Genomic DNA, 13,354 nt, shown 5'->3' with positions numbered 1-13,354 from the left:
AGTTATCAACTTTTTCTTTGTGGTGCAAAAGTTTTGCAAAATTAGGATGTAAAATTAATATCTTTCTGAGATACGATAAAAAAAGAGACTGAAATATAACTCTGCGAGTCATATCTCAGTCTCAAGGAATCCAAATTGATACTAATATAATTATTTAAAATCTAAATCATTCATCATTCCTTTTAAAGCTAGCAAATTATTCTCACCTGCGTAAAAACCTAAATATATATTTAGCACATCAAAAGGACTTGAATCAATTTGCCACTTCGAATTCTTTTTTTTGAACTTTAGGCTTAATGTAACAGGATCTTTTTTTACTGAAATTGTATCAATTTGGTTAGAAAACAATTGATTCAGGTAACTTGTTTTTTCTTTTAGTTCCACTTCTTTTGTTTTTTGTATTTCCTGTTTTAACTGTCTCAAAAAAATGCTTAAATCAATTCCATAAACCTGAATTTTGTATTCTTTCATTTTATTTTGCTCTTTTATTAGCTCTGAATCATAATGTGTTTTTTCTTTAAGTTTCTGATGAAATTTTTGGAATAGAATATCCAAATCAGCATGACTTAATCCAGTATCTTGAGCAACTGTTTGCTTCACATCAAAAATAATTTCATTTAGCATCATCGAATTCATCGAACTCAGATCAAGCTCATGCTCGTTTTTATTCGTGCTCTTTTCCAGATAAATCACTTCTTTAAAAAATTGCTCTTCCAACGTATCACCTACTTCTTTTTTCTCATGTTTGGAAGTATTAACTATCGTGAGGTATAAAAAACAAGAAGCTACCAAAACAATGATTAGTAAAAAAATACTATTTCTTTGATTTTTTTTCATATCTATTCATACCTTAAGGAAGTCGCCGGATCTAATTTCCCTACTTTCATCATTGGAACACTTGCTGAAAACAAGGACATAACAATAGCTAATATGACCGTTCCACCAACTGCTACGATATCTAGCATAAAAACACTAGAAATCTCTTTGGCCTTCATCGCTACAATTTCATTGATACCAAATCCGATGAATGAGGCAAATAGTGTGGCTAATAATAGCGATAGTAAAGTAATAAATGCCGATTCCGAGGTGAAAATCATGTTGATATCACGATTTCGATACCCAATTGCTTTCATGACGCCAATTTCTCTTGTTCGTTCAATAACATTGATATACATTACAATTCCGATCATTACGATTGAAACAATGACTGCTTGTGTTGACATGAAAATCAAAAGTCCCTGAATAATCTTAATAAAATTAATAATAATATCGACTACAGCTGTCTGAGAAATCGCCACGTACTTTTTATTACTATTGATTTGCTCCATCACTTGTTTGTTTTCTGAAGGTTCTTTTAACTCTAAAATGAAATAAGGAATATTTTTTTCGAATTTATTTCGAGTAATAATCTGATTCATCTCGACTGGTGCCATATAAGAGTTCTCTTCTTCGGTTTCATCTTTAACGATCCGAATAATTTTTGTTGAAAATGTTCCAGTCTTTTCGCCTTCGCTTGTACTTTCAACAATGAACCCTTTTAATTTTTTTCCAATAATACTTTCAGCGGTAAGATTCTTTTTGTTCATTTTATTGAAATCTTTAATAAAGCTTTCAGTTAAAGTAATGCCCTCTTCTTTAGGATCTTGGTATTCTTTTCCAGCCAAAATAGAGTCTTTTGTGTTAGAAGGAACTTTGATTGATGTATTATCATATAAGCTAACAACTTGAGAATAATTTGGTGTTGTATCCGTGTAATCTGCTTTGCCAATATCTTCTACTTCTGCTTCAATCATTCTCATACCAAATGGCGTCTCAAAGTATTTAATCTTCTCTTGCCCTACTTTATTTTTGATATAGGTCAGATCATTTTTGTTAATAATACCGCTACTTTGTTGATTATTCAGGGAAATTTGAATTTGGGACGGAATTTTCCCCCCCTCCATATCTTGTTCAATAATTTTCACAATTCCATTCCCTAAACCTAAGGACAATAAAATACCTGTTAAACCAATTGATGTTGCAATAGAAATCATAACATTTCGCCATTTTCGTTGCATAAAATTGGAAAAAGCAATTTTTAACATGCTAATAAAGTTAAATCTGTTCTTTCTTATCTTTTTTGGTATCTTCGGTTCAGTAAAACTTCGGTCACTCTTTTGTTCCACTTCCACAATTTTCCCATCTCTTAATTTAACGACCGTATCCACACGCTCTGTGATTTCTTCATTGTGTGTTACTACGATCACTGTTTTTCCTTGCTGGGTCAATCCTTCTAAAATTTCTAATATGCGGTTTTGTGACTTTGAATCTAGTGATCCTGTTGGTTCATCTGCAATAATTAATTCTGGATTATTTGTAAGAGCACGAGCAATTGCTACTCGTTGCTTTTGACCACCGGATAAATTTTTGACATTTTTATCAGCATATTTCTTTAAGTCTACGGAATCTAAAAGCTCTAAGGCTTTTGTCTTATTTTCTGAATGACTTTTCCCATTAAGATACATCGGAATCATGACATTTTCCAAAACACTCATATGCGAAATCAAATTGAAGTTTTGAAATACAAAGCCGATATTATTTTTACGAAAATCTGTCAGTTCATGCTCATTCAAAAATTTTAGAGACGTTCCCTTATAGAGAACTTCTCCTTCGTAATCAGTATCTAACCCACTAATAATGTTAAGTAATGTTGATTTCCCACAACCTGATGGTCCAAGTAATGCTAAAAACTCACCATCGTGAACGTCTAAATTGATTCCATCTAAAACTTTTTCTTCTTCTTTTTCGTTGATTGAATACGATTTTTTAATATTTTTTACTGATAAAATACTCATTGATTTTCCCCCAAAGTTATTGAATAGATAAATTGAATTTGCTTAATAAGATAGCTTCCATAGATTATCAGAGTCATTAGAAAGAGAAGCAAAAATATAATTTCTCCCCCATTAATCTCGTTTACTATTTTGAAAAGAGCCACACTAGCAAGTAATGGCAATGTTTGTATAAAGTAGAATAAATTTTCTTTAAGTGGAATGGTGTATCTTTCTAACTGACTAGAATAATCAAACTTCCCATTTAACTTTAAACCTTTCACCGCATGAATCAGTGTCAACAAAATACTTCCAGTTAATAATCCCAGTCCAGCCATAAATAACCAACTCCAATTATCGCTCAACCATTGTTTTGTCACCCATACGAACAGGATAAGTGCTGGGATGGTTTGAACAAGATATAGTACTAATGAACCACGTATTAAAAAGCGTTTACTACTATATTGAAATCCTTTCAGATAGTGACTATCCGTCATTAGCGCCAAAAAGCCATAGACCAGTCCTTTATCATTAAAAATAATTGCGCTCAAGAAAAAACTGACAATAAAAGCCTCTAAACTACCTGCTATCTGCGCAATATTAAAACCATAACTTAATAGAAGTGCAAATAGAAGAATTGAAATAATAGGTAAAAATAAAGCCTTAAAGAAAAATGATAACGTGAACAATCTGAAAATGTAGACTACCTTCACTACAATTCCATTAACAAGCCAGTTTTCTGCAATCATTTTACGATTTTTCAAGCGGCTTCTTTGCTGTTTGATACTATAAACAACAAGTATAAAATAACTAAAACTATAGATAGCGAAACTATATAGTAGAGGCCAAAGAGTATAGTAAAAACACAAAAAAGTGATGACTGGTAAAACAATGATCATCGTTTTGAGTGCATTAATAAAAAAAATCTTTTTATTATTCATCCTAAAAAAAATAGCTAATGTTTGATGCGTATTTGTTTTGATGAAGAAATAATTCTCATAGCTAATCCCTATCAAAAGAATCACTACTAAACTAATTACAAGTAAATCATAATACCGAACCGACGAAAATGCTGATGATTCTTTTAAAAATAATGTCATGTCATATTTGAACAAAACCATCCCTAAAAAAATCAAGAAAGAGCCAAAAAAATAGCTATAGGTCAGTTGCACTAAATTAGTAAGTTTCATTGTCTTTTCTTTTGCCCAGATTCCTTGTCGTATAAAAAATACAGTCAATAGCTCCAAAAAGATGCGATTTTCTTTTAGCTCCATCATTAAAATGCTCCCTCCTTTTCATTTACAACTGAATCATCTCATCCACTTGTTGAAAAAGTTCCGCATGTTCATGACTAATGATGATAAATTTTTTGTCTTTTTGCCGCTCTTTTTCTATTTCTTGCAGTAGATTGCTCAAGGACTCTTGGTCTAATCCAGAAGTTGGTTCATCCATTAAATACAGTTGAGGATCATTTAGAAAAGCGCCAATCAACATCACTTTTTTCTTTTCTCCTAAAGACAAAGAACCCATTTCGCTTGTCATCAGCCTTTCAGAGAAATTAAAATTTCTCATAAGCTCTACTAACCGACTATTGAAAAATTTTTTTTCAATTCGAAATTCTGATCTTAAAAAATTAAAATAGAATAAAGGGGTTACGCCTTTAAAATAATTTTCAGAAGAATCTGGAACATAAGAGACCTTCTCAGTTTGGAAAATTTGTCCGCATTCTGGCGTTAAAATACCTGCCATTAGTTTTAATAATGTGGACTTGCCTGCTCCATTATTACCAACAATCAGTGTCAGTGAATGTGAAGCCATATCATATGTAAATTGTTCAATTTTTTTCTGCGCACTTATGTTGTATGTGATGTTTTCAACTCTCACCAAATCATGTCCTCTCTATTTTTAATTAGATGCTCCAGAAATAGAAAGGATAGAAAAAGTTGATATGCTAAATCAGAAAAAGATATAAGTTTCATTCGTATTTGTTAAGTTCATTTGTTCAACAACACTTTTTCATCATTTTCATTAAACTCTTTCTCATCCTTACTCCTCAAACTTTTGTTGGTTTATTTATAAAAAGTAAGGTCTACCAACCCAACCATTTTTTAAACCAACCCCAAATCGCTCTTTGCAAAACCCAACGAATAATCGTCCAGATCCACTTCCACATATAAACAACCCCACCTTTCTACCAATCAATGCTTAACAAATAATGCATGATTAAAACTTACAAGGCTGAGTATAGTGCGTTAATAGGGTTCATCGTTAAAAGGTCTCTTATTTGAGACGACATTGTTCATTAGTTTTTTTAATACAACTTAAAATAGTTCAATAAATGGTCCTCGATTTTTTCTAAAAAAAAGTAGTGATTATTATCTAGTATGTTCAATATTGTCATACTTTCCTTCATTTGCTTTTTTCCTTGCATGATATTCTTTGTCAATAGACAATCCACTCCCATAAAAAATTTTTTTAGAACCTTCTCGAGAATCAAATGCTCACTCAACTCTACTTGTTTCATATAGCCAATATATTCTTTCACTTTTTTAAAATCATTCAACTCAATTTCATAAAAAATCATGTTAGATAGTACTTTCACAGTATCAGACTCAAATGCTTTCAATTGTTCATATTTTTTTATGTTATCTAAAATTCTAACGCTAATCGCTTCATTTAATTCTTTAGAAAATGCAAAGAAACTATTCGAGTATAGGACTAAATCATAATGGGTAAACATGTTTAAATTCATTAAATAGTCCTGTAAATACTCTTTTGCAAATGAATCATATCCGTCTTCCTTTAAACGATCAATCAATAATTGAATCACTAGGGCAATATGTTGGTAACGTTCTAAATTTGTTTTTTTATAGATGATTGTTGATTTTTCTTTTAACGACAAAAGTTTTTCTAGGTCTTGTTTAATGAAACTCTGATGGACTTCGGTAAATAGTGCTTTGAATCTTTCTATTTTAAAGTTATTTTTTATAAATAGAAACTCTTCTAATGAAACATTCAAATGTTCTAAAATCTTAAAAAAATTTGTTACCGTCATATCTGATTGACCATTTGCAATTCGATAATAATGTGCTCGTGACACAATTCCTCCAATTAAAGATTTAATTGGAATATTTTTCTTTTGCCTGATCAACTCGATCGTACTACCTATATCCATTCGTGTCCCCTTTCGTCTCGTATACACAACATCTCACGTCTTTATCTGAGTCCCCTATGTATGATAGGAATTAGAATGGAGGGAGAGTAAATAATGAATTGGATCGTAATTATTTTCTAGAAAGTAATTGTTTGGTGTTGGTATACACATTCAGATTACGTGTCTGAGCCATTAAAAATAGCTCAGACTTTTTGTCATTTAATTCTATCACTAAAATTTTATTTATGCAATATGTACAAAAATAATTTCGAAAAATTGAACCAGTTTTCATTTTTAGACGATTCACACTATGTGAGATTTCTCTCTATTCGTGTCAAATCAATCGACATCTTTAAACATAATCAATCTAAAAACACAGTGCTACTAGCAGTATAAAGAAGATTCCCAACAGGATTCCTCTCTGATATGCACGGAATACACCCTTCCCAACTCCATTCATTTTTTCCTTTTTATTTGAATAGGTAGCAAAAGAATCAATTTATTGCCATGTAGCCTCTTTTAAAAGAGGCTATTTCATTTTTACTAAAAAAAACAAGGACAAACTTAAAAGTAAGTTCTTCCTTGCTCTTTTTCACCAAGTTAATGATAATGGTTAATTTTTATTCTTCTTTTTTTGCTCCACATTTGCCAAGATTACCGTTGCTAACATTGCTAACCCAATAAATACGGCTGAATTCGATAATGCTTCTCCCGCCTTTGGAAGATCTATTTTTCCTGGATCTTCTTTTTCAGGTATTACAGGTACTTCTGGTTTATCGGGCGGATTAATGTGGTCATCCACTACCGCTATATTTTTGATTTGTTGACCTGGAACCGCCTCTTTGTTGATTTTGACTTTGAAAACAATCGAACGTGTTTTATTGTCGCTGATTGTTGGATATTCAGCGATTACTTTGCCGTCTTTTACCGTTAAATTTGTTGGTTTCGGATCGTCGCCTTCCGTTTTTATGCTATTTTCTACATAGGTCAATTCTTTTGGTAGATTGTCTGTGACTGTGACTTGATTCAACAGGCTATTTTCTACTGTATTGCGGAAACTGATGCGATATTCAAGCTCTTCATCGATTTTAACGGTCTTTTTATTGACTGTTTTCTCGCTTTCTAGTTTCCCTAGCGGTTGTTCTGGTGTCACGGGTACTTCGGGTTCATCAGGTGGATTCGTGTGATCATCGATTTTGGCTTTGTTGATGATGGGTTGGCCAACTACTGCTTCTTCGTTGATCGTCACTTTGAACACGATGGAACGGGTTTTTGTATCACTGATCGTTGGGTATTCAGCGGTTAGTTTGCCGTCTTTTACCGTTAAGCTTGTCGGTTTTGGCTCATCTCCCTCACTTTTCACACTGTTTTCTACATAGGTTACGCCCTTTGGTAGGGTATCCGTGACGGTGACTTGGTTTAAAATGCCATTAGTGATTTTGTTGCGGAACGTGATACGGTATTCGATTTCTTCACCGATTTTTGGTGCTTGGTTATTGACTGTTTTCGTACTTTCTAATTCCCCCGGTGTTTCCGCTGGTGTCACGGGGACTTCTGGCTCATCGGGTGGATTTGTGTGGTCATCGATTTTGGCTTTGTTGATGATTGGTTGTCCAACTACGGCTTCTTCGTTGACCGTCACTTTGAACACGATGGAACGTGTTTTGGTATCGCTGATTTTTGGGTATTCTGCGACTAGTTTGCCATTTGTCATCGTTAAGCTTGTCGGTTTGGGATCATCGCCCTCACTGGTTAAACTACCTTCCACATATGTTACGCCTTTTGGTAACACATCGGTGACGGTGACTTGGTTTAAAACACCTTTTGCTATTTTATTATTGAAATTGATTCGATATTCGATTTCATCCCCGATTTTTGGTGCTTGGTTATTAACTGTTTTCGTACTTTCTAATTCGCCAGGGGTTTCTACTGGTGTCACTGGGACTTCTGGTTCATCTGGCGGATTTGTGTGGTCATCGATTTTGGCTTTATTTATGATCGGCTGTCCGATAACGGCTTCTTCGTTGACCGTCACTTTGAATACGATCGAACGAATGTTAGTGTCGGTGATTTTCGGGTATTCTGCGACCAACTGGCCATTTGTTATGGTTAAGCTTGTTGGTTTGGGATCAGCGCCTTCACTGGTCAAGCTGCCTTCTACGTACGTTACTCCTTTTGGTAGAGTATCGGTGACTGTGACTTGGTTTAGGACACCATTCGGGATTTTATTGTTGAAATGAATTCGATATTCGATTTCATCCCCGATTTTTGGTGCTTGATTGTTGACTGTTTTCGTGCTTTCTAGTTCTCCTGGTGTTTCGACTGGTGTGACTGGGACTTCTGGTTCGTTCGGTGGATTGGTGTGATCGTCGATTTTGGCTTTGTTTACGATTGGTTCACCGACTTTTGCTTCTTCGTTTACTTTGACTTTAAAGACTATCGAACGGGTTTTGTTGTCACTGATTTTTGGGTATTCAGCGACTAGTTTGCCATTTTCCACCGTTAAACTTGTCGGTTTGGGATCATCGCCTTCGCTTGTCAGACTGCCTTCTACATATGTTACGCCTTTTGGTAGCGTGTCGGTCACGGTGACTTGGTTTATGATACCATTTGTGACGTTGTTGCGGAAGGTAATGCGGTATTCGATTTCATCCCCGATTTTTGGTGCTTGATCATTTACTGATTTTGTCACGTCCAATTGTCCAGGTGTTTCGACTGGGACAACTGGGATTTCAGGCTCATCGGGCGGATTGACATGATCATCTACGGTGATTTTATTCACGATTTTTTGCCCGACGATGGCTTCTTCGTTGACTTTGACTTTAAAGACAATCGTACGTACTGTTGTGTCTTGGATTTTTGGGTATTCCGCAATGACTTTACCATTCGCCATCGTTAAACTTGTTGGCTGCGGATCAGCACCTTCGCTGGTTAAGCTGCCTTCAACATAGGTCATGCCTTTTGGTAAATTATCTGTAACCGTCACTTGATTCAAGACGCCATTGGTGATTTTATTACGGAAAGACAAGCGATATTCCACTTCGTCCCCAATTTTCGGTGATTGGTTATTTACCGATTTAGTGCTTTCTAATTCACCGGGCGTTTCGACTGGTGTGACGGGCACTTCTGGTTCATCTGGTGGATTGGTGTGATCATCGATGATCGCTTTATTGACGATTGGTTGTCCGACTACCGCTTCTTCGTTCACGCGGACTTTGAACACAACAGAGCGGACGGTATTGTCGTCGATTTTTGGGTATTCAGCGGTCATTTTGCCATTTTCCATGATCAAGCTTGTTGGCATAGGATCAGCGCCTTCACTGGTTAGGCTACCTTCTACATAGATCAAGCCTTTTGGTAAGGTGTCGGTCACAGTGACTTGATCAATTACACCATTTGTGACTTTGTTACGGAAACTAATACGATATTCGATTTCATCTCCGATTTTTGGTGCTTGATGATTGACTGATTTCGTTACGTCTAATTGTCCCGGTGTGACAACGGGTGTGACGGGCACTTCTGGTTCGTCAGGCGGATTCGTATGATCATCTATTTTCGCTTGATTGACGATCGGTTGTCCGACTACCGCTTCCGCATTTACGGTGACTTTGAAACTAATCGTTCGTATGGTTGTATCTTTGATTTCAGGATATTCAGCGACTAATTTTCCGTTTTCCATCGTTAAACTTGTGGGCTGTGGATCAGCGCCTTCACTGGTCAAACTTCCGTCTACATAGGTTAAGCCTTTTGGTAAGGTGTCGGTCACGGTGACTTGGTTTAGGACACCGTTTGTGATTTTATTACGGAATGTAATGCGATACTCAATTTCGTCACCGATTTTCGGTGCTTGATTATTCACTGATTTGCTACTTTCCAATTCGCCTGGTGTGATGACTGGCACAATCGGCACTTCGGGTTCATCGGGCGGATTGGTGTGATCATCGATTTTGGCTTTATTGACGATTGCTTCGCCAATTTTTGCTTCATCGTTGACCTTGACTTTGAAAACGATCGAACGGACTTTAGTGTCATTGATCATACCGTATTCAGCAGTCAATTGACCATTTTCCATGGTTAAGCTTGTTGGCTTTGGATCATCTCCTTCACTGGTCAAACTAACTTCTACATAGGTTACGCCTTTTGGCAAAGTATCCGTTACGGTAACTTGGTTTAAAACACCGTTCGTGATTTTATTTCGGAATGTGATACGGTATTCGACTTCGTCCCCAATTTTTGGTGCTTGATCATTGACGGATTTGGTGACATCTAATCGTCCAGGTGTTTCAACAGGTGTGACTGGAATTTCTGGTTCATCGGGCGGATTGACATGGTCATCTACAGTTATCTTGTTTACGATTTTTTGCCCAACAATAGCTTCTTCATTGACTTTGACTTTAAAGACAATGGTTCGTACTGTGGTATCTTGAATTTTTGGGTACTCTGCAACGACTTTGCCGTCAGTCATGGTTAGACTTGTCGGTTGCGGGTCAGCGCCTTCGCTGGTTAAACTGCCGTCTACATAGGTCATGCCTTTTGGTAAATTATCTGTAACCGTCACTTGATTCAAGACGCCATTGGTGATTTTATTACGGAAAGACAAGCGATATTCCACTTCGTCCCCAATTTTCGGTGATTGGTTATTTACCGATTTAGTGCTTTCTAATTCACCGGGCGTTTCGACTGGTGTGACGGGCATTTCTGGTTCATCTGGTGGATTGGTGTGATCATCGATCGTTGCTTTGTTGATGATCGGTTGTCCGACTACCGCTTCTTCATTGACACGGACTTTAAAGGAAATGGTACGGGTTTCGGTATCGGCGATTTTTGGGTATTCAGCGGTTACTTGGCCATTGACAACCGTTAATGCGGTTGGTTTAGGATCAGGCCCTGTGCTTGTGACACTGTTTTCGATATAGGTTAGCCCTTTTGGTAAAGTATCGGTCACGGTTATTTGGTTTAAAATACCCTTTGGTACGGTGTTTTTGAATTGAATCGTGTATTCTATTTCGTCGCCGATTTTTGGCGATTTATTGTTGACTGTTTTTGAACTTTCAAGTTTGCCGACCAGTTCTTCTGGGGCGATTTTTACCTCTACGATATTGGATGTATTATCGATCATTGTATTTGTGGCAGAATCTACGCCTTGGAATGTAGCACTATTTGGAATCAGTTCTTCTCCTTTGGCTGTATCATTGATTTTTGCTTGAAATTCGTAGACTGTTTCCGCGGTCGTTCCTTTGTAGCTACCGCCTTGTGTAGCGTTGGCGCCCTCTCCTACACGAAACGTGATTGCACGATCGGCTGCTGTGTATTCACCTTGGTCATCGCCTGTGGCATCTGTTTTATTGCCAGCATTTGGACCACTTACGATGGATAAGCTGTCGGGTACATAATCTAAACGGCTATCTAATTGGTCTTTAGAAAGACTGTTGACCGCTTCTGTGTTTTCTTTGGTATTTTTGAGATGGACACGATAGGTTACGGTATCCCCGATTTTATACGTTTCTTTTGGATTTATAATTTCTTTGGTGACTTCAAGTTCGGGTGTTTCCGCATTGATTGAAAATCCAATCGCATTGGTTGAGTAATCATCTCCGCTACTGGTTGTTTTAAAGTTAATTTGTTTCTGACTGTTAGTGATGATCCCTTCTGGTAAGGTCAAACGATCGACATCGATATCTAAAAAGTTGGGAAAGCCAGGATTAAATTTGCCCGGATATTTATCCACCATGTGTTGATCGTTATCTGAAACGGTTCCGTTCATGACATTACCGACTGGGTTGATTGTATTGCTGATATTGACCCAAGTTCCTGCACTATTTTGGATTTGAGCATTGTCACCTGTGAAAAATTTATCGCCTTGAACGGTAAACCACGTCACGATTGGGTTTAATTTTCCTTGTTTAGAGGTTAAAAAGTCTTTCATGACAAATTCATTGTTGGTTCCAGCTTTGTTCCCTCTAGCGCCATAATAGACATTGAAGGCACGGGATTGTTTGGCTTGGTCTTTTGTCACGATAAATAAACTCCAACCACTGAAGTTGAAACTTTGAAATTTGCCTTGTAGGAAATCGGTCATCGGAATATCTGCTAATGTGTATGCACCAGTCGCACTTTTATCCCCTTGAAGGATCGAGGTCACATCGGCAAAGTTAGAAAAGCCCGTATTATTAAACCCAAAACCTTGCCCAGGATTGGTAGCATCTTGGTCAATTCGATGATATTTTTGTGGGGCAACACAGGTTACTGTTCCATTTGGCGTGGTTAATTGAACAGGGGCGCTGATTTCATCATCGGTCATATTCGTCGCTGTAGCTGGGCCTTTAAAACGGGATGCACTCCAAAATAAGCCTGCCCATGCGACTTCTTTGGCACCATCTAAATCGATGTAGGCTTTACTTGAGTTATAGGTCGTTGGATCGCCATCGACATCCGCAAATTTCAACTGAAAATTATTAATTGCTTGACCACTAAGTGGCGCTCTAGTATTCAAAAAAGCGCTCGCTGTCGCTTCGTTTACAGGGGTTAAGTTGGTATTTCCTGTAGAAAATAATTCTCCTTTGTGGATGCTTTTATAAATTGGTTTATCAAAGCCACGGCCTGGCGTTGGCGCAATTCTTGGTCCGATTGCTTGGGCTCTCGGTGCGGCTTGATTGTTTTCTTTTGAGGTCGTTGCTGCTGAGTCTTCGGGTGCAGCAGTTGTTGGCTCTTCTGATTGAGATTCTGCTACTTCTGTGTCAGCTTCTTTTTCTTGTATTGATGTACTGCTCGTTTCTTGTTCGTTCTTTGGCAGTGTTAGGGTGATTTCCCCTACTTTTTCGTCTGCCTGATTTATTTCAACAGCAAGCTGATGGATTGATTCATCTGTTTGCTCGGCACTTATTGTCAGATGTTTTGTGGTATGAGGTTGGATCGTGGTGATGGTTAGTTCTGTCCCCTCATCTTGATTTTCTGTTTGATCAAACTGGATCGTTTGATCGTCAGACGCCACCAATTGGTCGTCGCTTTTTAGGGTTGTTGCGTCGAATTTTACTGGTGAGTCATTTTGGTTCTTTTGTTTTAGAACTACGTGATCGATTGGTTGATCGCTTTTGTTCGTTACTTCGTAGTTTACGTCGATTAATTTGTTGTTCGTTTCATTTTTCTTGGTGTCAGCTTTGATATATAAGGATTCTGAGTCGAATGTATTTTCATCTGGTTTGGTCAATCCTTCGGCAAACACACTGGCGGCGGGTAACAAGTTGGCAATCACCAACATCAAAACAGCTAAATAATTCAGGGAAATTCTGTGCACTTTATTCATTTATATCTTACCTCCTATACTTTTACTATAGTATGGCTAAATAAATAATTCAAAAATATCGGGCTGAACTATTAGTTTTTTTCTCAT

At 36.9% G+C, this 13,354-nt stretch carries 6 protein-coding genes; all 6 read right to left on the bottom strand.

Annotated features, from left to right (window positions below; translation table 11 throughout):
- Positions 1-150 precede the first annotated feature (150 nt).
- On the bottom strand, positions 151-837 hold the full coding sequence (locus tag IGJ50_RS12315; RefSeq protein WP_207120712.1) for a hypothetical protein: 687 nt from the start codon (positions 835-837) through the stop codon (positions 151-153).
- 2 nt (positions 838-839) lie between these two features.
- Entirely contained in the window at positions 840-2,834 is a 1,995-nt protein-coding gene (locus IGJ50_RS12310) for an ATP-binding cassette domain-containing protein (RefSeq protein WP_429950664.1), read from the bottom strand.
- A complete protein-coding gene (locus IGJ50_RS12305; RefSeq protein WP_429950662.1) occupies positions 2,831-4,087 on the bottom strand; it encodes a hypothetical protein in 1,257 nt (418 codons plus the stop codon). Before IGJ50_RS12305 ends, IGJ50_RS12310 begins: the two co-directional genes overlap by 4 nt.
- Positions 4,088-4,109: 22 nt before the next feature.
- Positions 4,110-4,694 (bottom strand): ATP-binding cassette domain-containing protein, encoded by a 585-nt coding sequence (locus tag IGJ50_RS12300; protein WP_429950660.1) that lies wholly within the window; start codon positions 4,692-4,694, stop codon positions 4,110-4,112.
- A gap of 427 nt (positions 4,695-5,121) precedes the next feature.
- The gene (locus IGJ50_RS12295; protein ID WP_069638792.1) at positions 5,122-5,985 is read right to left on the bottom strand and encodes a helix-turn-helix domain-containing protein; all 864 of its coding nucleotides are present in this window, start codon (positions 5,983-5,985) and stop codon (positions 5,122-5,124) included.
- Between the two features lie 592 nt (positions 5,986-6,577).
- The gene (locus IGJ50_RS12290) at positions 6,578-13,267 is read right to left on the bottom strand and encodes an isopeptide-forming domain-containing fimbrial protein (protein ID WP_429950658.1); all 6,690 of its coding nucleotides are present in this window, start codon (positions 13,265-13,267) and stop codon (positions 6,578-6,580) included.
- Positions 13,268-13,354 lie beyond the last annotated feature (87 nt).

This window comes from Enterococcus sp. AZ101 (genome assembly GCF_050499005.1).
Taxonomy (GTDB): domain Bacteria; phylum Bacillota; class Bacilli; order Lactobacillales; family Enterococcaceae; genus Enterococcus_L; species Enterococcus_L ureilyticus.
This window is presented reverse-complemented; position numbering and strand designations above follow the sequence as displayed.

What these genes read in the sequence shown, in the direction of transcription:
- IGJ50_RS12295 (WP_069638792.1), bottom strand. Translation starts at nt 5,985, where the DNA reads ATGGATATAGGTAGTACGATCGAGTTGATCAGGCAAAAGAAAAATATT.
- IGJ50_RS12305 (WP_429950662.1), bottom strand. Translation starts at nt 4,087, where the DNA reads ATGATGGAGCTAAAAGAAAATCGCATCTTTTTGGAGCTATTGACTGTA.
- IGJ50_RS12315 (WP_207120712.1), bottom strand. Translation starts at nt 837, where the DNA reads ATGAAAAAAAATCAAAGAAATAGTATTTTTTTACTAATCATTGTTTTG.
- IGJ50_RS12290 (WP_429950658.1), bottom strand. Translation starts at nt 13,267, where the DNA reads ATGAATAAAGTGCACAGAATTTCCCTGAATTATTTAGCTGTTTTGATG.
- IGJ50_RS12310 (WP_429950664.1), bottom strand. Translation starts at nt 2,834, where the DNA reads ATGAGTATTTTATCAGTAAAAAATATTAAAAAATCGTATTCAATCAAC.